Raw genomic sequence first — 21,576 nt, 5'->3', positions numbered from 1 at the left:
AATGCGAGGGCATTTTGTGAGTATTTCAGAGAAAATGGCCACCTGTTCCGCGTTTAGGCTGTTACCCCGTTTCGCTTTAAAGTGGTTCTTCCCCAATTTGGTGGTTGACCAATCTAAAAAAAAAATGCTACTCAAGATGTTCGTTTAACTTTGGCCTGTAGAAAATGTAAAACACTGCATATCATGCAATGCTCTTTTCATAAACACATGGGGGTCTGATGTGTCCAAGTCACCCTGTTCACTTGTAGATAGCACTTTAACTCCATGCTTCTTTTCGGGTTCCGCAATTTTCATTAATGCCTCTGGCAGATTTCTACCGAACCTATCATGGTCAAGTACAATCAAAAACTGGCATTCTCCCCTGTACTTCTTTAGATGGATTTCAAGGGCTTTGTAATTTCAAAACCCAAAGTTCTTCATTCGACCCCAATTTAGGGCTACGGTCCGAGGTATTTTAAGTTCGACCTGTTCGTAAATGACTTCAATATTAACGACGGAAAATTCAAGTTAGGAAATATCCGGCAGGTGATTGCGAAATTATGTGGACTGAATAAATGGACAGGCTTATTAAAAGCATCGTCAGCCAAAATTGAGTTGTCAATTCTATTGTATACCAATATGGATAAGGTTGAAGTGCGGGATTGAGACGAATACGTCTCGCGTATCGAAACCGAAGATAAAGTAAAGCTGGATGATGATTTTAAATTGCATACAATAAATTACCCCTCAGACTGACAATATTTATGTTTAACTTAATGATATTGCCATAATCGGATTATTTAATTTTACAGACTAATACCAGATCCATAATGGTTAAGCAGCCTTTAATATTTTCATGCCATTAGCAAGATCTAAGTAATAAAAATTAAAAATAACGCACACGCTGGTTTTATGCTTTTTTGTTTTCTCCTGATCGGATCCTGCTCAGCGTTTCCAGTCTTAGTCCCAGGAACGACGCAACATACCGGAGCGGCACACGGTTAATCATCCAGGGGAAGGCCCGGAGCAAGTGTTTGTAGCGGCCCGTAGCAGAGGGAATCTGGCAGATAAAGCCTCTGTCATTCGCTCCTCTATAATGAAGTTCCATGATCTTTCTGCCAATAATGTTTGCCTCCGCGAAATTTTTATAAAGCATAGTCGTGAGCTCATGAGGTATGGCAATCAGTTCTACATCCTCTATTGCCTGAAGATATTCATCAGATTCTTCTGCGGTCCATAAATTGCGGATGGTTCCTACAATTTCATTTTCCTGACAGATCCAGGAGGTTATTTCCGTCCCCGACTCCTTGTAGAATCCCCTTACTACCCCTTTTAAAATCAGGTAAAGATATCTGTTACGGTCTATCGGGGAGATAATATATCTGTTCTTGCGGAAACTCACCGGAAAGGTGAGGCTATCGATAAGTGCCTCCATTTCAGCGGTTAAGGGGTGGAAGCTATTGTATAGGGCAATGAGTGGGGAAGCACCGTTATAGGAGTCCCATTTGCTGTTTTCCTGCGCACCGGCCATGATTCTTTAGTTTAGCTTTTCAGATAGTGATAAAAGTAATTAAATGACCAAACTTTTCAAAGTTCGTTATTCTGGATTAATGGGATCACTTTTTGATCTCAAGTAATCGTTAGCGGGAAAATTCAGCTGATCATAATAGTACTGATCAAATACCGGGCCGATAAGCTATATTCTGGTTCAGCAGAATAATTTAGGTGAAGATTAATTGGCCTATTTTTGTAGCAAATTATTTGTTTTTGGCGCTTAGCGATGTGCGTAAAGGGGCCGATAAGGCAAGCATCTCGCATACTTTATCATTCCAGTCTATCAGTGCATCTTCAGGAGAGGTTCCAAGACCTGAAACATCGTGTTCCTCTTCAAAGGATAATACGGCATAGTAACAATCACCGTCCTGATAAACGGAGGGTCTAAACTGCATTACAAATGTTGGTAACCTGTATCTGTTATAATCAAAATCTACCAGTTTTCCTGGTATCGTTCTGGCCTGTTGTTTCATAGTTTGCTATTTTATTGAAACTTTTTTGTTTGCCTGTTTTCTGCTTAGGGTAAACAAATGCACTTGTAAATTAGTCAATCAATGTTTCCTCAAGGTTAGCTCGTTATTGTTTGTTTGTTAAGTGTTTGGTGGAGATATGTTTTGGTGAAAAAATACCTGATATGATTTTTTCTAAGATTAAGGGCACTCATTTACCCAGATTATTTTTTAGGAGAAAGCTACTGCTGGGCTTTTAGATGTGGCACAATGTGCAGGAGAGCGATGGTAAGCAGGTGTTTTTAATATTGATGTTTTGAGCGATAAGGTCAATAAATAAAGATATTTTTTTCGTCCTTAATCTTTTTCGCTCAAGCACAGTCAAACCCTATCTATACCATTCTAACAATGAAGGTTGAAAAGAAAACTTTAAAAGCATCAGATAAAACCGGGAATGAGGTGTGTGAAAGTGTCTTTCCTAAAAGAATGATACTTTTTATCCTTGTGCTTAGTGCAATACTAGTGCTCGTGATTTTATTTAAAGATTAACCTGGGTTGAATCCCCTCTTTCAGAGGGGTGTCCGCAGATATTTAAATAATTACAAAATAACGTTAATAGTAGTACAGTTATTAATTCTAGTTTTATTTACGTTTAGATTGGTTTTTCAGCATTTAAAGCATGGCTGGTTGATCTTGCAGATAAAAGATTAATTTTCCGCCTTGCACCAGCAATTGGTGTTTAATTTGGTTTTTGGTGAAAGGCTTTCCATTTAAACTGATTTTTGAGATGTAAATAGAATTTCTATTCTTTTTAATGGCTGTTATGACTAATTTTTTGCCATTTTTAAAAGATATTGTAGCCTGTTTGAACAAAGGGCTGGTGAGTTGATAGTTTCCTGAAACAGGATCTACCGGATAAAAGCCGAGTGCTGCAAATACATACCATGCCGACATTTGCCCGGCATCGTCGTTGCCACTTAAACCACCAGCACCTTCCCCGTACTCTTCTGCCAAAATGCGTGAGACCTGCATCTGGGTTTTCCATGGAGAAGCGGTGTAGTTGTATAAAAATGGAATCTGGTGACCAGGTTCATTCCCATGCCAATATTCTTTTTTATTAAAGAGCGAATCCAGTTCATTTTCGAGATTTTTACGTCCACCCATCAATTTGATCAGTCCGGGGATATCATGCGGAACATAAAAAGTATATTGTCTTGGGGTTCCTTCTGTAATGTAAGGTTCGCGGTGATCGGGATAAAAAGGCTTGTACCAGTTGCCATTGGCAAAACGGCCTCTAACCATTCCAACATTGGGATCAAAAATATGTTGGTAATTAAGCGATCGTTTTGATAGCTCCCGGTAATCGGTTTCTTTGCCCAAATCTTTCGCGATACTGGCGAGTGCATAATCATCGTATGCATACTCTAAGGTTCTACTTACCTGTTCTTTTTTATGAAAAGCGTTTGGAACACTGTCTTCTAACGGGATATAGCCATACTTTAAATAACTGTTAATTCCACGTCGGCCTTTTCCATTCAGGTAATCGACAGAATCGGGCATTTGAAAGGCATTTTGCCTCATCAACCGGTAAGCTTCATTAATGTCATAATTGCGGATTCCCTTATTATATGCGGAAGCGATGAAAGCAGTAGCATGATCGCCGATCATGGCGGCAGTATAACTGTTCCAGCAAGGGAAAATAGGCATCCAGCCACCTTGCTGACCTTTTAATATCATCGAATTAACAAGGCTATTAGCTAAGTTGGGATTCAATAGTTCAATTAAAGGTAATTGCGCACGGTAAATATCCCACATCGAAAAATCATCATAATAATTGCCTTTATTTATTGTTTTGTTCTGATAATTTCCGTCAAATTGTGGGTATTTCCCATCTACATCATTGTATAACCTGGGATGTTGCATGGCATGATAGAGGGCAGTGTAAAAGATTTTTTTCCCTTTTTCATTTGTGTCTGAAATACGGACCTGCGATAGGGATTTTTCCCAGGCCTGATTGGTGCGTGCTAAAACAGTATCAAAATCATCATTTTTAATTTCACTTTCCAGGTTGGCCTTGGCGGCTGCGATACTTGTAAAAGAGGTGCCAGAATAAATCACTAACTGTTCCCCTTTTTGCAGTTTAAAGCCTGCATAAGCACCAATATCCTTTTTATTGCTGATGTTTTGCTGATTGAAAATATGACCTTCGCTATAAACCCTTGCAGCGGTAAAGGTTTTTTTGAACCGAATGAAAAAATAACCACTAAAGCCTGCAGGTTCTCCCCATCCCTGATAAATCCGGTGAACAGGATTATATCCGGAAATTTCACCTTTTTCTGCATCAACTTGAATAAAACCCTTGTTTTGATCGCTATTGGGGGTAACTAAAACATAAACGCTATCTGTTTTTAGCGCTGTGATCCGCATTACACTGCTTCTAAGGCTGGCTGTAATTTCTGTTAACAGTTGATGTTGAGGTAATTTTAATTTGTAATAGGATGGGGTAGAAACTTCGTTTTCGTGCACATAATTTTCAGCATATTGAGCTGCATTGGTTTTAAGTTGGCCTGAAATGGGCATAATGGTGAAGCTTCCGTAATCCTGGGTGCAAGAACCACTGATCCAATGGCTTGCCCTAAATCCGTAAAACTTTTTGTTGTTGTAATAATAAGGTGCCAGGCATTTTTTTTCAGTAAGCTGGGTCTGCGGCGTCCATTGCGTCATGCTAAACGGCGGTGCTACAGCCGGAATGGTATTGGCCAGGCGTTCGGTTTTATCTTCTATGTGTTGGCTAGCCAATGTGGTGCTGGCAGAAGTACCCGAAAATGGCTGAACATAAGGGATTAAATACTGCTGTTGCGCATACACCGTATCGGTATAAATGGCTGCTATTGCCAAAAACAACAATAAGAACCGGCTAATCCTAATCCTAAGCCTGGTATCGCGTTTAGAAACTATATTTTGTAAATCGGTTAACAGCATATTTAAATGTGGTGTTTTTTAATGAGGAATTTCCATTTTTTTAAAAATGATTAGATAATGTTCAAGGCAGATCATGTAAAAAGAAGGTATGTTTTTAATGTCATTTTAAATTTTTAAAAACCATTTTCTATCATAAAGAAATTTCAATATTCCAAGCTGTATTAGTAGAACACCTAGCCATAAACCTGCCTGTTGCCAGGCCAAAGGTATTTTAGTTATAATTCCACCAAAGAGGAATTGTGAAGTAGATTCGAAATTGAAAAGCCCATGGGCACATACGTAAATTAAAATAGAATTTGTACCAATCCAGATAAAGGGCAAGCTCCACTTTTGATGAGTTTTAACATCAATAATGTAATAGAAGAAGGAGAATAGCACCAGACTGAATCCACCGGCAACCAACACAAAAGAACTTGTCCAGATATTTTTATTGATCGGAAAAAATAGGTTCCATAGTAATCCAAGCGAAACCAGTATTATGCCTGCGATAAAAAGGTATAAAGCTTTTAGATCCAGACTGAAACGGTAGTTTTTAGTATTTAGGAATGTTCCTGTAAATACCCCTAAAAGTGCTGTTGCGATGGCAGGAATAGTACTCAATAAACCTTCTGGATCGTATATTGCACGATGGAGTTTGCCAGGCAACCATAAGCGGTCTACATATGCTGCCAGGTTACCTTCGGGTGTTAAAACGCCATTTCCGAAGCCAGGAACAGGTATGGCTATCATGATGATGTAGTAGCCCAATAAAATGCCCAGCAGCCAAATAAGCTGTTTGCGTAACGAAAAATTGAGATAAATTAAAGCAGCAAAAAAAGTGGATAGGGCAATACGGCCAAGCACGCTCGCGAAACGTGTATTTTCGTAGCCTTCCCATTTGAATAGGCCGTTTACCACCATTCCGAGAAAGATTAAAATCAGTGTTCTCCTGATCAGGGCATAATAAATATCTTTTGCCGATTTTTTTTTATCATTTCCGGCATTTAAATGTTTTTCGTAAGAAAATGGCATAGAAACACCAGAGATAAAAATGAAAAGCGGGAAAATCAGGTCGTAAAAAGTAAAACCGTTCCAAAGGGAGTGATGAAGCTGGTTGCTGAGGCCAACCAAAAAACTTTCGAAAAATGATAAATGGCCATTGCTGGCGATGGTCCAATCATTTGGATTTCTGATCAAATGGTGTTCTTTCATTACACCGTTGGCCAATCCGTGGAAAATACCTTCTCCACTAATAATCCAGAACATGTCAAAACCGCGTAAGGCATCTAAAGAAAGTAGTCTTTTCTTTTTCGGTAAAAGCAAATCCTGCGGTGCAGATACGGTATTGGCCATAATATTTTTAAGCTAATGATGGGCGGTTTTTGTTTTCTAAAAATAAGCGCTGTTCGGAGAAAAACTGCATTTATTTTTTGATAATGGTATTATAAATAATCTCTCCTTCATCGTTAATGGTTTGTACGCGGATTAAATCTTTGCCGACCGAAAAAAGCATGAAACCATAAACAGAAGCTACCATCTGAGCATTATCAATGAGTTTTACAGGTGTTTTTTCTGATGCTGCGCCTGAAATGAAGTGATGCGTTTTGCCTTCGGGTTTAATGTACTGTAAGCTGTGCTCGTGCCCGGTGAGGTATACATCTACGCCATAATGATCAAAAACTGGTTTAAGAGAGCTGCGGATTGCTTTGGTATCATATCCATCTGTGCGGCTTCCTCCAGTATACATGGGGTGATGACCCACAACAATTTTCCATCTGATGCTTGGATCTTCATCACTTAATACTTTGGCCAGCCATCGTTTTTGTTGGGTAGTATCCTGGCTTTTTACGTTTGGGCCGTATTCTGAATTTTTGTAAAATTCTGGAATTAAAGGGTTGGTATCGATAAAAGCAATCAATACCTGGTTATTCAGGTCTCCGTTAATGGGAAATTTCTTTGCGTAATAACGGGCAGGCATTTTCCATCTTCTGCTGATTTTTGAATAGGCTACCTGGGCATCTGGATTGGATTTATAATCGTGATTACCCAGTACCGGATACCAATCCCATTGCAAAGAAAATGCAGTATAAATATCTTCAAATGAATATTTAAAAAGTGGATCGTGCTCACTGATTACACCGCTAGGGTAGAAGTTATCGCCTGTGGAAATGATAAACTGTGCTTTAACATCTGCTGCGGTTATCCCCATTTGTTGTGCTACCTGTTTCTGGTGGTCGGCACCGTTCCTTCCCCAATCGCCCATGGCAATAAAATTAAGCGATAAGGCATCTTTAGTTAAAGTTTTGGTTGGAGGGGTGGCTTCAGATGGTGTTTTTAATAAAACCTGAGCCTGCAATGAGCAATAGGTGAATAGGAAAATCAGTAAAAGTAAGTGTTTCCTCATGGAGATAGGTTTAATGTTTGGGTAGTCCATCGACTTGAAAGGACGGGAAAAAAGAAATTTCTCTGGCTTTTACCCCAGAGAAATTTTTGTATTGTTTACAACAGATTAATTGTAACCAGGGTTTTGAACCAATGTATTGTTTGTTGCTATTGCTGTACTTGGAATTGGGAATATACGGCGATAAGTGTCGGTATTGGTTTTAGATAAACCATAACTGTTCTCAAATTTACCGAACCTGATCATATCATTACGGTGCCAGCATTCCCATGCAAATTCTTTCGAACGCTCATTGTAAAGTACATCCAGTGTTAATGCTCCTAAAGCTGCAGAAGTTGTACGGTTGCTTCGTACACTGTTTACCAAGCCTAATGCAGTAGCACCAAGCGTTGGAGTTCCACCTCTGAATATAGCTTCCGCTTTCATCAGGATAATATCTGAATAGCGGAATAACGGCATATCGTTGTTTTGGTTCCGGTTGGTTGGGTTGGTATAATCTGGTAGAAATTTAATGTTCCGGTAGCCGGTATTCCAGGCAATTTCATCCTTCCCTAAATCGTAAGCATTTGCACCTAAACGTGAACTGCTCAACGGAGTTAAATTTAGGGCATATGTTAATGTGCCGTTAGGAGTACCACCTGTATAAAACTGATCGTAGCTTAAGTTAGTGGTGCTCACCATGATAGGACTTCCATCTTGCCAGTACTGCGGGCCGGTAAGCCATTGTTTATTTCTGATATCATTTGCATCGTTAAAATTTGCATAAAACTCAGTAGTGGTCATTCTTGGTCCGCTCGGTTTATTGTTTGCTAAGCCTCCGCCGCTGCTTTGGTTCATAACCGGGTTGGTAAATGTGCCTGTTGTGGAGCCAGAGTATTGATAACGTATACCGAGATTACGGTTTAGATCGTAGCGGGCCATAAACATATTTCCATTTGATGTAGAGGCGTCAAAGGGTATGGCAAAGATAAATTCTTTTTGCAAAGGGCCGTTTGTGGGATAAAACATCTGAAGATAGCTGGATAGTGGCTCGATATTATATAGGCCCGAACTAATGATCTGATCGCAGGCGGCAATGCAATCATCATAACGTGCCGTTCCAGTATATACTGAAGCGTTAAGATACATCTTTGCCAGTATAGAATAAGCCAGATATTTAGTTGGTAAACCATAAGTTGTTATACCTGAAGTCGATTTTAAATAAGGGATAGCTGCTTTAAGTTCACTTTCAACATAGGTAAAAACCTGTGCTCTTGTTGAATTTGTTTTTAATGCTGTAGCGCCATACAGGGTATCTAATGGAACGTTGCCATATAAATCCATCATCATAAAATACGACAGGGCACGCATGGTCTTCAATTCTGCAAGGTTGGTGTTTTTTGCCGCTCCTGGAGGTGCTGATTGGGTAATAATTGAAATAGTTTGATTGGCGGTGCCAATAATATTGGTTAAGTATGACCAACCTGCTGCAACCCATGCATTATCTTTTGTCCAGGTGTGGCGATGTAATTCAAGGTACTTATTCCCATCAATCCAGTCAGAAGCAAAGATTGGCAGTACCGATTCGTCTGTTGAGCTGCTTTGTAAAAAGAAATAAGTGGTAGCATAATCACTCCTTAAATTAATATATACCGCCCCAGATGCTGATGTTAATTGTGCTGCTGTTTGAGGATAGGTTTCCGGTGTAAGTTCTGATGTAACGGGTACCTCGAGTTTTTGGCAGGAGGTGAATATTAATGCTCCGGTCAGCACAAATAATATTCCAAATAATATCTTTTTCATGTCTTTAAAATTTGTGTTTTAAAATGATGCGTTAAGACCTAGTAAAAAAGTACGGGTTTTAGGATAGAAGTTATTATAATCTATACCTGGTGCAGCGCCTCCTTGATTAATCTCAGGATCAATTCCCTTATATCCAGTAATGGTAAACAAATTATTGGTTGATAAATAAACCCTGACATTACTCACATACTTAATTAGGTTTTTAAAATTATAGCCCAAAGTTGCATTATCCAAACGCACGTAAGAGCCACTTTCAATATACCTGTCTGAGTAGAATGAGTTTCTTGTATCCGTTACTTTATCGTCGGCAGCGCTGTTTAGTATGTTATTAACAGCTGCGCCAGCAGTATAAGATAAATCTGCTTTAGTGGCGTTAAATATCTTATTGCCAAAGGTTCCTCTTAAGAAGATGTTCAGCTCAAATTCTTTATATTTAAAGGTATTGCTCCAGCCCATTATTACTTTTGGCTGTGCATTGCCAAGGTAGAAATAGTCAGTTCCAATACTCGGTGTAGTAGTTGTAGAACCATCGCGTTTATAAAACAGTGAGTTGCCGCTAGCATCTTTACCTGCATATTTTAACGTGAAAAACTGGCCAAGTGGGTAGCCAACTTTCAGGATTTGTAAAGTTGCATTTGTTTGTCCTGGTCCTTCTGGATCTGAGTAACGAACAGAATCTGCATTAGAGATAGGGCCTTGCAAGCTCGTAATTTTGTTTTTATTGTAAGCCATGTTAATGGTGCTCAACCATGAAAAACTTTTGGTAGCAACTGGTGATACATTTAAACTTACTTCAATACCTTTATTGTTGATGCTACCACCATTTGCCCATAATCTACCACCTGGAACAAGCGCAGAAGGTACATTATACTGGAAAAGCATACCATTGGTGTTTTTATCATATACATCTACTGTACCTGTAATTTTGTTGTTTAAAATCCCAAAATCGACACCAAGATTTTTGGTCGAGGTTCTTTCCCATTTTAAATCTGGGTTTGCGCCTTGTATTGGCGCATATGCTGCTGCCTGAACGCCATTATTGTAGTAAGTACCAGTAATGCCGTAAACTAACTGTCCATTATAGGCGCCGATACCTGAAGAGTTTCCTGTAACACCATAACTGGCACGGATTTTTAAATCGCTAACAAACGATTGCCCCTTCATAAAATCTTCTTCGCTTACTCTCCAGGCTAAACCAACAGACGGGAAATAGCCCCATTGGTTATTTTTTCCAAATGCGGAGCTTCCATCACGTCTGATTGAACCTTGCAAAAAGTATTTACTCTTGTAATTATAATTTAACCTGAAAAAGTCAGAGATCATCAGAATTCTTTGATAAGTAAGGTCGTTCCCTAAATTAATGCGGTAAGAAGAAATGGCATAGGGGTTGCCTAGGGTAAGGTTTTGAAAGCCAACGAAATCTGTTGGGAAATTTGTACTTGAAGTTTGAAAACCATCACCTACAATGTTATCCTGGTAACTGTAACCCAATACAGCGTTTAAGGTATGATCGCCAATTTTTTTATCCCAGGTTAAGAATGTTTCTAATATTTTATTGGTGTTTTCAAAGTTGCTTCTTAAAGCCGAGCCATTTGTACCAAATATATTTCCAATTAGCGTGTGCGCTATGCCAATACCTGGGTCGGGGTTATTGTAAAAATTCGATGTTGGGTATTTTCCAAAGTAACTACTATAAAATTCGCCATGCGCAGCAGTAGTTTTCTGGTAAGATAGATTAATGTTGTACGTAAAGCCAAACGGCAATTTTACTTCCGTATTAAAACCACCAATTAAAACGTTATATTTTGTTTCGTCCTGTGCATTGTTGGCAATGGCTAACGGATTAAAATAACCTGTATTGTTCAGGTTTTCGAAATAACTTCCATCTGTATTGTAAATAGGAGAAACTGGTAGACGTTTTGCTGCCTGTAACAATACAATATTCTGCAATGGCTCGTTAATAGATTTACTACTCGAATTGGATAGGTTTAAGCTGAATTTTACTTTATCATCGAATGCGTACTGATCTATGTTTAACCGACCAATAATACGATTTAATGAACTTTGACTTAAAATACCCTCCTTGTTAAAGTAGTTTAAACTGGCGCTATAGTTGCTGTGATCGGTACCTCCACTAAATGAAAGGTTATGGTTTTGTGAATATGCAGTAGAACGCTCAATGGCTTTCATCCAATTTACATTTTCGCCTTTATCATCATTTGGCGAAAATGTAACCTTGTTAGCCGTAAGGTAAGCTCTTAATTGATCGGCATCCATTAAATCAAGCTGATTACTTACTTTTTCGGCAGCTACATAACCACTATAGCTTAACTGCGGCTTGCCCGATTTGCCACGTTTAGTCGTTACTATAATTACACCACTTGCTGCACGGTTACCATAAATAGCTGTTGCTGCGGCATCTTTTAAAACATCAATTGAAGCAATATCCGCTGGCGCTATCGCGGCAATATCGGCTCCAGGGATACCATCTATAACATAGAAAGGTGCTCCAGGACTATTAATGGTAGATGCACCACGTAAGATTACTGCCGCAGGTTTGTTTGGATCGCCACTGGCGCTAATATTCAGCCCGGGAACTTTGCCCTGTAGCAACTGACCAACATCTGCAATAGCCCCTTTATTTAATTCTTCAGGTTTTACAGAAGTAATGGCGCTTGATAAGCCCTTGCGAGAACCTTTTCCGTATCCTACAACAACTACATCTGTAAGTGATGTATTGGCTTCGCTTATGGTTACTTTGTAGTTAGAACCTGTACCTATGGTAAGTTCCTTAGGCTCGTAACCCATAAAGGTAAACACCAGTTTGTCTCCGTTTTTTGCAGAAATACTAAAAGCACCGTTATCTCCTGTAACTGTTACTTTACTGGTGCCCTTTACCGCGACAGAGGCGCCTATAACAGGCATGTTTTTAGTATCCATTAAATTTCCGGTAATTTTTCGTTCAGTTTGCGCAAAAGCGATGTTGAACGACTGGCTGATGAGTAAAAGCAGCAAAAAGATGCTGCCATACTTTAAGCTTGTACATTTAAATCTCATGATTTTTGTAGATTTAGGTTCATAAATTGGTTTGTTTTATTTGGTTATATTGTTTTTGAGATAGAATGTTAAAATTTAATAGTGGCTGGTAAATACTTAGCCACAAGTGCTTTGTAATAAGGCTCAAGCTCGGCCCAGCTTTTCTGATTGGGATTTTTAGAGTACAGGTCGTAAGGATTAAACAGGTTAACCCATTTAAACATTTCATGATCTTTTTCATTCATCAGGTGATCGTATGCATTTTCCCTGTGCTGCGAGTAAAAGGAATGGTAACGGAGCATGTATAAACCTGGCTCCGGAATGTAGGGCTTCATCATGTGGTATACATATTCATCATGGCCCCATGACATGTCTACATTATCCAAGCCGCAATTTTGGGTATAAACACCCAATTTAGTCTGATAGGTTTCGTTTTTAAAATCAGGATTCTGACTAAAAAACTCTGGATAAACAATTTTATCTGAATAGGCGCAGCCTACCGGAAAAGTATCGCCCACTACGGCCCATTGCGGTTCCCCGAATAAACAAAGCACTTTACCCATATCGTGTATTAAACCCACCAACACCATCCAATCGGGGTGGCCATCATTTCTAATGGCTTCTGATGTTTGTAACAGGTGCTGCATCTGGTCCAGATCGGTATCAGGATCAGAATCATCCACCAACTTATTCAGAAAATCAAAGGCACTCCAGATCGGCATTTCCTGTTTGTCGAACTTTAAATAGTCTGCTTTTTTCTGTTTTACGAAATCATATGTTTGGTAGGTATGGTTAAGCCTGTAAAATTCTTTTACGCTGTCTTTTTCCGTTTCATCATAATTTCTGAACTGCTCTTCTTTTTTTTCAGCGTTGATGTTTTTGGGATCAGGATAGCGGATTAATATATCCTCTTCCCATTGATCAAGATTTTGCAATGGATTTTGATTATCCTTTGAAGCTTCGCTTTGGTTTCTCATAAGGCTAGAAATGGATTGGTTAAAGATTTTCTTTGGTTTTATAAGTTAAAGTTGAGTTTTTAGAAGCTTAAACTTTTATATTTTGCCGATTTTATTTACGTAAACGATTAAGTAAATTTTAATTCTACACTGTGTAATCAACTTTAATTTGTTTATATTTAATAGGTTACAGTTTGAGTTACACTAATGGTCGTTCTTTTCTGCCTGAATGCCCATTAGTGAAATGTATAAAAGAAAAGAAATAAACGTTGTTGTTACGATTATTTCATATTTTCGTTTGAAGCAGATGCTTTTTCTTAGTCAAAAGAAGTATCTTATTGCTGTAACCAACAAATATGATGAACATAAATTCGGCAAATCTGCTCTAAAATTGGGGCAAGCTGGATTGTTTTTGATGAAGATGCTGGTGAAAAGGAGCTTTTGACCTATTGTATCACTAACTAAGGTTTTATATGGGCATTTTCTTCTGAAAAAAACTAACTAAACAAATTTTTAAGACATGGCGGAAGCAGTGAACATTAAGCGGTTGGCTCAGGAATTAAATATTTCCATCGCAACCGTTTCTAAGGCCCTCAATGATAGTTACGAGATCAGTTTAAAAACTAAAAACAGGGTATGGACCTTAGCCAAAGAGTTAAATTATACACCTAATCCAGCCGCCAGCAACTTACGGAGCCATAAAACTAAAACTGTAGCGGTAATTATTCCCTGCGTAGCCAATAACTTTTTCTCGCTATCCATAAAAGGAATTGAGGAGATTGCCAGACAATATGGTTATCATGTACTTATATACCAAACCCACGAGAATATAGAGGCAGAAGTTGCCTTTACCAATAGTTTATTAAATGGCCGGGTAGATGGTATTCTTACATCTGTATCTAGCAGTGAGTATAACAGTGAATATTATACTAACCTGGTTAAGAAAATTCCATTGGTGTTTTTCGACCGCGTTTATGAAAATTTAGATGCAGTTAAAGTAACTACCGATGATTACGAAATTGCTTTTCAGGCGACTGAGCATTTAATTGAATGCGGTTGTACCAAAATTGCGTATCTATATGGGTTGGAAAATCTTCCTGCTGGTAAAGCTCGGTTTGCAGGTTATCTTGATGCACTGAAAACGCATGGAATAGCTGCTGGTGAGCAGCCCGTTGTTAAATATCAGGATGACGAAGAACTTAATCTGCAACATATAAAGGAACTGCTTAAGAAGTATAAGCCCGATGGACTTTTTTCTTCCATTGAAGAATTTATTATTCCTGCTTATTGCGCCTGCAGAGAAATGGATCTAAAGATTCCGAGTGATGTGAAAATACTGAGTTTTTCGAACCTGAGTACAGCAAAGCTTCTGAATCCTTCGCTTACTACAATTACACAGCCAGCTTTCGAAATTGGGCGTGAAGCGGCAAAATGCCTGTTCAAAATTCTCAATAATAAACAACTTGATGATGAACAGAATATAATTTTGAAATCGATGTTGATCAAGCGCGAATCGACAGGCTGCTAACAGGGGTAAATCTATGTTGTTGCTACAAGCTAGGCGAAAACGTTTACGTAATTAAATAATAGAATTTAGCCCCCAACATTGGGATTTTTTCTGATTTTTAAAAAAAACCAAATATAAAAAATCCATATGAACCACTTGTCTGCATTCGATTATGCTGTTTTTTTGATGTATTTTATTATTGTTTCGGCATATGGTTATTGGGTTTATCGGAGCAAGAAAAAAAAACGTACCGATACCAAGGATTATTTTCTGGCAGAAGGCTCGCTCACTTGGTGGGCAATTGGCGCATCTATCATTGCTTCTAATATTTCTGCCGAGCATTTCATTGGCATGTCGGGTTCGGGTTTTGCTATGGGACTTGCCATTGCAAGTTACGAATGGATGGCCGCCGCTACGCTAATTATTGTAGCCATATTTTTTCTGCCCATTTATATCAAGAACAAAATTTACACCATGCCACAGTTCCTGTCTAACCGTTATAATAATACGGTGAGTACGCTGATGGCTGTTTTTTGGCTACTCGTTTATGTGTTTGTAAACTTAACGTCTATTTTCTTTCTTGGTGCTATTGCTATTGAAACCATTACAGGCGTTCCTTTTAATATATGCATCATTTTTCTGGCCATTTTTTCTGCCATCATTACACTAGGAGGTATGAAGGTAATTGGTTATACCGATGTAATACAGGTTTTTGTTTTAGTTGCAGGCGGATTGATTACCTGTTATATGGCACTTAAACTCGTATCCGAAAAATTAGATGCACCAAGTGTTTTAGCCTCGCTTCCATTATTACGCAGTGAAGCGTCTGATCATTTTCATATGATATTTTCGAAAGGAGATAAATTCTACAGCGAACTACCGGGCATTGCGGTGCTGGTAGGTGGTTTGTGGATCAATAATTTAAATTATTGGGGTTGTAACCAGTATATTGTTCAAAGGGCATTGGGAGCCGATTTAAAGACCGGGCGCAACGGACTAATATTTGCTGCATTTTTAAAATTACTAATTCCGGTAATCGTTGTTATTCCTGGTATTGCGGCTTATGTACTTTATCAACGTGGTTATTTCCATTCCGAAATGCTTGATGCAGCTGGAACGGTTAAGCCGGATCACGCCTACCCGGTATTGATGAATTTATTGCCCGCAGGGATTAAAGGCCTTGCTTTTGCCGCACTTACTGCTGCGATTGTGGCCTCTTTAGCAGGGAAGTGCAACAGTATAGCCACCATATTTACGCTGGATATTTACAAAAAGTTTATCAAACCCGAAGCTTCAGAAATACGTTTGGTTTCAGTTGGGAGGTGGTCTGTGGTTATTGCATCTCTGATTGCTATCGTTATTGCTCCGGCATTACGTAGTTTCGATCAGGTTTATCAGTTCATTCAAGAATATGTCGGCTTTATTTCGCCCGGTGTTTTTGCCATCTTTTTACTGGGCTTTTTCTGGAAGAAAACCACATCGCGTGCAGCGCTTACTGCTGCTTTATTAACCATCCCCTTATCTACTTTGTTTAAATTCTTGCCTACAGTTACCAATGGCGCTATCGCACCGATTCCTTTCTTAAACAGAATGTCGTGGGTGTTTATGATTATAATAGGATTAATGATTGTGGTAACACTAACCGATCCGAAAAGTAAAGATAATCCGCAGGGACTTGAAATTGATAGCAGTATGTTTAAGGTTACTCCGGCCTTTACCATTGCCTCGGTTATTATCTGTGGAATCCTTGCAGCACTTTATACTGTTTTTTGGTAAGCGAAGCTTTATATAAAATAGTTGATGTATTTATTTCTAACATGTTAAAAATGAAGATTAAAACCTTACTTTTTTTTGTCCTGCTGATTTCTTTCGGCGCAATGGCTCAAAATAAATTATACAATATTAAAAACTACGGTGCAGTTGGCGATGGCAAAACCAACGATGCAGCCGCTATCCAGAAAACCATCGACGCCTGTGCAGCAGCAGGGGGGGGACAGGTCGTTGTACCCGCTGGTCATGTGTTTTTAACTGGTCCTTTTAACTTAAAATCGTTCATCGATTTAAGAGTGGAAGGTGGGGCTAAGCTTTTGGCCAGTCCAGATGAAAAATTATATACCCAAAGTGCCTTTCGTGAAAACAAAGGCGAGGGAACCATTTGGATAGGCGGGGAAAAACTCGAACAGGTGAGCATCAGTGGAACAGGTGTAATTGATGGAAATGGGATTTCGTTTATGGGCGAGGAGCTTAGCGATTCCTATGTATTAAAACCCTTTAATATTATAGATCCAAGGCCGCATTTGCTTACTTTGATCGGCTGTAATAAACTGAATATAGATGGGGTAACTTTTCAGAATTCAGCCTACTGGACGGTTCATTTAGTTGGTTGTAATGATGTATCGATATCGAATATTACACTTTTGAACAGTATTAAAATCCGTAACAGCGATGGTATTGATCTGGATCACAGTAAAAATGTGAGGATCACCAATTGTTTTATCGAATCAGGTGATGATTGTATCTGTTTAAAAAACAGACGGGAATTTGAAGAATACGGTGCTTGCGAAAATATTGTGATTAGTAACTGTACCATGACCTCTAGCTCATGCGCCATAAAAATAGGTTCTGAAAATATGGACAGGATCAGTAATGTGCTCATCAATAATTGTAATATCAGGAAAAGCAACCGCGGCATTGGCATTCAAAACCGTGATGAGGGTACGGTAAACAACGTGATTTTTTCTAACCTGTTTATCGAATCGAAACTTTTTTCGGATGTATGGTGGGGCAAGGCAGAGCCGATTTATATTACTGCTTACCCAAGAGCAACCAGCAACAATAAAGATGCTGGTTGGCGTTTACCAAAAGGACAAACAAAGGGAAAGGTAGGAGCGGTTAAGCATATTTATTTCAGTAATATCCGATGTACGGGAGAAAGTGGTGTGTACATCAGTGGCGAAAGTCCCGATAAAATTTCAGAGATCTATTTTGATCAGGTTAGTGTTTATCTCGATAAAACAACAAAAGAAGAAGGCGGCGTATACGACCGTAGACCGAGTAATGTAGAAGGACTTGTTAAAAGTGCGATTGCAGGCTTTTATTTTGAAAATACGGGATACATCAGCCTATTTAACAGTAATGTAGTATGGGGTATAAATAAGCCTGGTTATGCCGGAAAAGCACTTGAACAAAAGAATGTAAGTAAGCTCAAAACCGTGAACTTTAACGAAACTACAGCAGATAAATAATTAAGGGTTGCCCTAATATTTAAATGCTTACGCCAAAATCCAATTAATAGCCTGTTTTATAACCGTAAAGGAAGATCGTATGGATTTAAATTAGCACTTAATCAAGACTAAAAGTAGAATTGAATAAATTATAGGAATTCAGGCTGTTGTTCTCTCTGTGTAATTTCAGCCATTGCAATAACAATTTCGTTAATGGTTTTGATGCTGAAGACATGTCTGCCAGTTAACCACCTTTTAATTTCATCAGGATTAATATCCAGTAGGGAAGCAAGATCGTTTTCTGTTGCACCCTTTTCTGCAAGTACTTTTGTAGTTTTATTGGCAACTTCAAGATTTAGCTGTGCTAATTTCTCAATTGCAGGATTTCCTGTTTCTTCCAGCCAGATAGAAACAAAATCGTTTTCTTCCATTTTATTCTTTTTTACCGTTTAGAACAATCGTAGACTTTATATCAATTGTTCATTTGGGCGGCAAATTTAGTGATTAAGCCCATTATTACAAACCAGAATCAAAAGAAAAGCAATGAGCCAATGATTAGTCTGCGTTTAGGTTTAATTTAATGGTTGATTGTGCTTATCTTAGTGCAATTGGCGAAATTTTATCTTAAATACAGTTAAAAGTTGCTTATTGATTATTCATTTAGCCTTGCTCGCATTCCAATTAGATCAATTTACAAATGGCCTCAGACCAAAAATTCGTAGACTTTATAATAGATCAGATAGATTATTCTGGACAGGTTAGCTATAAAAAAATGTTTGGCGAATATGGGTTGTATTTTGATGATAAATTGTTTGCGCTGGTGTGCGACAACAAGCTGTTTGTTAAGCCAACCTTATCCGGAAGAGCTTATATAAAGGATATTGTTGAAGCTCCTCCTTACCCGGGTGCAAAAAATCAGTTTCTAATCGAAGAGAAGTTGGAAGATCGCGATTGGCTAAAAAAACTGGTTAGCATTACCGTTGCTGAACTGCCTGAGCCGAAACCCAAGAAAAAGAAATAAGAATAGAATCCTGCATTCTTCTAGTGGGATGAATTTAGAAAAGCTAACTACGGGCACTACGATAAGCTGTTCTGGTACTGTTTAAATTTGTAACAAGCTTGTTTTATTCCCTGAATTAAGGGTTGTTGTGCAGACGCTAGACTGCTATAGTACATATTTTAGCTATATTGGAACTATGAAAAATTTAGCCCTGTTTCTGTTATTATCACTCTCTCTTCAGCCTTTGTTTGCACAGCAAACACAAAAGCCAATGCTTTATGGCAACAGCTGGATGGCCATCACCGGAAAGCCTATGGCAGCAACAGCAGGGTCGATAATCTTCCAGCAGGGTGGAAATGCAGTTGATGCGGCATGTGCCATGTTGGCTGCCACCTGCACCATGTGGGATACTTTAAGCTGGGGAGGAGAAACGCAGGCGTTGATCTATAACCCAAATACAAAAAAGGTGATTGCGATTAATGCAATGGGTGTTGCCCCAACCGGGGCAACCGTAGCCTTTTTTAAAGCTAAAGGTTATAACTTTCCGCCAGAATACGGCCCTTTGGCCGCAACCACACCAGGTACACCCGGCGGACTGATTTATATGCTGAGTAAATATGGCAGCATGAGCCTGGGGCAGGTTTTGGCACCTGCTATGCACATGGCCGCAGGTTATGCCATAGAAGCACAGGCAGCAAACAGTATGGAGCGCGATAAAGAATTGATTAAAACCTGGCCTTATAGTAAAAAAGTACTGTTGCCACATTTGGGCGAAAAACGCGAAGCGCCAGAAGCTGGGGAGGTTTTTATTCAAAAAGATCTATTAGCCACTCTAACCAAAATGGTTGAAGCAGAGCAAGCTGCGCTGAAGAGAGGTAGTTCAAGGCAAGAGGCATTAATGGCTGCTTACGATCGTTTCTATAAAGGAGACATCGCCAAGGAATTCGTGCGTGGGAGTAAGGAACAAGGTGGATTGATTACCATGGATGATCTTGCTAAATGGAAACCAGTCGAAGAAGATGCACTAAGCACCGATTATAAAGGCATTAAAGTATACAAATTAAAACAGTGGACCCAAGGCCCCGTTTTACTGCAAGCCTTGAATATATTAGAGAATTTCGACCTAAAAGCAATGGGCTACAATAGCTCAAAATATATCCATACTGTTTATCAGGCTATGAATCTTTCTTTTGCAGACCGCGATTTTTATTATGGTGATCCAAACCAAAGTCCTGCTGAACCGATGAAAGGCTTGTTAAGTAAAGATTATGCAAAACAAAGGGCCTCGCTCATTCAGCTTGATAAAAATGATGCGAACACCGGCCCTGGTGATCCTTACCCATACGAAGGCAAGAAAAACCCTTATTTAAATCTGTTAAAAAGCAGAGGCTTTAACCCCGATACAGCCAAGCGTAACTTTGCGCCAAAGCACGACCTTGGTAATAATACGCCAAAAGAAATTTATGAAGACCGTTTGTGGAGGGGAACAACATCGATAGAAGCTGCAGATAAAGCCGGTTGGGTGGTATCAGTTACCCCAAGTGGTGGCTGGCTTCCGGCCTGTATTGCCGGTAATACAGGTATTGGGATGAGTCAAAGGATGCAAAGTTTTGTGCTCGATTCTACTTTAAATCCCTTCAATGTTGTTGCACCGGGAAAACGCCCAAGGGTAACCCTGTCGCCTTCATTGTTTATCAAAGATGGTAAACCATTTGTATCCGCTGCAGTTCAGGGCGGAGATACCCAGGATCAGAATCTGCTGCAGTTCTTTTTAAACATGGCTGAGTTTGGCATGAACGTGCAAAGGGCAACTGAAGCTGCTAACTTTAACACCAATCAGCTTTGGCTTTCGCTGGGTGGTGCTAAAACAAGCGACAGAGAACCAAAACCTGGTCAGATCTTGTTAAATACCAACACGAAAGAGGAGGTGCGCAATGAACTGAAAAAAATGGGTTATACCCTCAGTTTTTCAGAACGTACCAGTGGGCCAATCAACGCCATTTATTTTGATTGGAAGCACAATAGTTTGCAAGGTGGCTCGAGTAATCATGGTGAAGATTATGGTATTGCATGGTAGTATCAATCCTCATTTAAAAATTAATCCTGCACAATTGAAGAAACCTTATAGTGTTTTGATTTTCATTTCAGTCATCCATGCTATGCACTGTTCAAGCCAATTATCGGTTCTCGTGGCGTTTTTTAAGCCAAAACCATGGCCTCCTGTAGCGTAGATATGCATTTCGGCCTTTACCCCGTTGTTTTTAAGTGCCTGATAATAGTTTATAGTATTAGCCACCGGTACTACTTTATCATCACTGCAATGAATCAAAAAAGCAGGGGGTGTATCTTTATTTACCTGTAACTCATTCGAATATTCAGCTGTTTTTTCGGTCGATGCATTTTCTCCGATTAAAGCTTTTTTGGATCCTTTATGCAAAATACTATCCTGAAAGGTAATCACAGGATAAATGAGTATGGAAAAATCTGGTCGAAGATTTGTTTTCTCCTTATTTGGGATCACTAGATCTTTATAATGGGTAGATAGCGTAGAGGCAACATGGCCTCCGGCCGAAAAACCCATTATCCCAACTTTTGCTGTATCAATGTTCCATTCCTTAGCCCGTTCGCGCACTGTTTTTATGGCTTGCTCAGCATCCTGTAATGGCCCGATTGAACGATTTTTCATAATCAGATCATTGGGTAATCTGTATTTTAGCACTAAGGCCG

General features: G+C 39.2%; 16 protein-coding genes. 5 read left to right on the top strand and 11 right to left on the bottom strand.

Annotated elements, in window-relative coordinates; genetic code table 11:
- Positions 1–144 precede the first annotated feature (144 nt).
- The 9 genes from ASU31_RS28150 to ASU31_RS24000 form a co-directional block, all read right to left on the bottom strand.
- Positions 145–381 carry a recombinase family protein gene (locus ASU31_RS28150; RefSeq protein ID WP_157258261.1) on the bottom strand — a complete coding sequence of 79 codons (237 nt, stop codon included), beginning with the start codon at positions 379–381 and terminating at the stop codon, positions 145–147.
- Positions 382–889: 508 nt separating this feature from the next.
- Positions 890–1,510: a Crp/Fnr family transcriptional regulator gene (locus ASU31_RS24035; protein WP_057934792.1), complete on the bottom strand. Its 621-nt coding sequence runs from the start codon at positions 1,508–1,510 to the stop codon at positions 890–892.
- A gap of 226 nt (positions 1,511–1,736) precedes the next feature.
- Positions 1,737–2,006: a hypothetical protein gene (locus tag ASU31_RS24030; protein WP_057934791.1), complete on the bottom strand. Its 270-nt coding sequence runs from the start codon at positions 2,004–2,006 to the stop codon at positions 1,737–1,739.
- A 648-nt stretch (positions 2,007–2,654) separates the two neighbouring features.
- Positions 2,655–4,964: a GH92 family glycosyl hydrolase gene (locus ASU31_RS24025; RefSeq protein WP_083505514.1), complete on the bottom strand. Its 2,310-nt coding sequence runs from the start codon at positions 4,962–4,964 to the stop codon at positions 2,655–2,657.
- A gap of 105 nt (positions 4,965–5,069) precedes the next feature.
- Positions 5,070–6,296, bottom strand: coding sequence for an acyltransferase family protein (locus tag ASU31_RS24020; RefSeq protein ID WP_057934790.1), 1,227 nt, complete (start codon positions 6,294–6,296; stop codon positions 5,070–5,072).
- A 70-nt stretch (positions 6,297–6,366) separates the two neighbouring features.
- Complete coding sequence (locus tag ASU31_RS24015; protein ID WP_157258255.1) at positions 6,367–7,347, bottom strand: purple acid phosphatase family protein; 981 nt, start codon at positions 7,345–7,347, stop codon at positions 6,367–6,369.
- Positions 7,348–7,452: 105 nt separating this feature from the next.
- Positions 7,453–9,126, bottom strand: coding sequence for a RagB/SusD family nutrient uptake outer membrane protein (locus ASU31_RS24010; protein ID WP_057934788.1), 1,674 nt, complete (start codon positions 9,124–9,126; stop codon positions 7,453–7,455).
- Between the two features lie 18 nt (positions 9,127–9,144).
- On the bottom strand, positions 9,145–12,183 hold the full coding sequence (locus tag ASU31_RS24005; RefSeq protein ID WP_057934787.1) for a SusC/RagA family TonB-linked outer membrane protein: 3,039 nt from the start codon (positions 12,181–12,183) through the stop codon (positions 9,145–9,147).
- A gap of 68 nt (positions 12,184–12,251) precedes the next feature.
- Complete coding sequence (locus ASU31_RS24000; RefSeq protein ID WP_057934786.1) at positions 12,252–13,139, bottom strand: inositol oxygenase family protein; 888 nt, start codon at positions 13,137–13,139, stop codon at positions 12,252–12,254.
- A 499-nt stretch (positions 13,140–13,638) separates the two neighbouring features.
- On the opposite strand from ASU31_RS24000, the gene ASU31_RS23990 reads away from it, so the two are divergent.
- The 3 genes from ASU31_RS23990 to ASU31_RS23980 all read left to right on the top strand — a co-directional run bounded on the left by ASU31_RS23990 (position 13,639) and on the right by ASU31_RS23980 (position 17,870).
- The gene (locus ASU31_RS23990; RefSeq protein ID WP_057934784.1) at positions 13,639–14,646 is read left to right on the top strand and encodes a LacI family DNA-binding transcriptional regulator; all 1,008 of its coding nucleotides are present in this window, start codon (positions 13,639–13,641) and stop codon (positions 14,644–14,646) included.
- A 126-nt stretch (positions 14,647–14,772) separates the two neighbouring features.
- Positions 14,773–16,401, top strand: a complete 1,629-nt coding sequence (locus ASU31_RS23985) for a sodium/sugar symporter (RefSeq protein ID WP_057934783.1) — start codon at positions 14,773–14,775, stop codon at positions 16,399–16,401.
- A gap of 50 nt (positions 16,402–16,451) precedes the next feature.
- Positions 16,452–17,870 carry a glycoside hydrolase family 28 protein gene (locus tag ASU31_RS23980; protein WP_245224602.1) on the top strand — a complete coding sequence of 473 codons (1,419 nt, stop codon included), beginning with the start codon at positions 16,452–16,454 and terminating at the stop codon, positions 17,868–17,870.
- A 128-nt stretch (positions 17,871–17,998) separates the two neighbouring features.
- Here the strand turns inward: ASU31_RS23980 and ASU31_RS23975 are convergent, their stop codons facing one another.
- Positions 17,999–18,280 carry a hypothetical protein gene (locus ASU31_RS23975; RefSeq protein ID WP_057934782.1) on the bottom strand — a complete coding sequence of 94 codons (282 nt, stop codon included), beginning with the start codon at positions 18,278–18,280 and terminating at the stop codon, positions 17,999–18,001.
- 266 nt (positions 18,281–18,546) lie between these two features.
- Between ASU31_RS23975 and ASU31_RS23970 the strand changes: the two genes are divergently transcribed.
- Positions 18,547–18,870, top strand: a complete 324-nt coding sequence (locus ASU31_RS23970) for a TfoX/Sxy family protein (RefSeq protein WP_057934781.1) — start codon at positions 18,547–18,549, stop codon at positions 18,868–18,870.
- Positions 18,871–19,045: 175 nt separating this feature from the next.
- The gene (locus ASU31_RS23965) at positions 19,046–20,926 is read left to right on the top strand and encodes a gamma-glutamyltransferase family protein (protein WP_057934780.1); all 1,881 of its coding nucleotides are present in this window, start codon (positions 19,046–19,048) and stop codon (positions 20,924–20,926) included.
- Between the two features lie 45 nt (positions 20,927–20,971).
- On the opposite strand, the gene ASU31_RS23960 is transcribed toward ASU31_RS23965, so the two are convergent.
- On the bottom strand, positions 20,972–21,576 hold a 605-nt coding region (locus ASU31_RS23960), incomplete at its 5' end, for an alpha/beta hydrolase (protein ID WP_157258253.1).

This window comes from Pedobacter ginsenosidimutans, from assembly GCF_001442625.1.
In the GTDB taxonomy this organism is placed as follows: domain Bacteria; phylum Bacteroidota; class Bacteroidia; order Sphingobacteriales; family Sphingobacteriaceae; genus Pedobacter; species Pedobacter ginsenosidimutans.
Note: the sequence above shows the minus strand (reverse complement) of the source record. Positions and strands in the feature narration are given on the sequence as shown.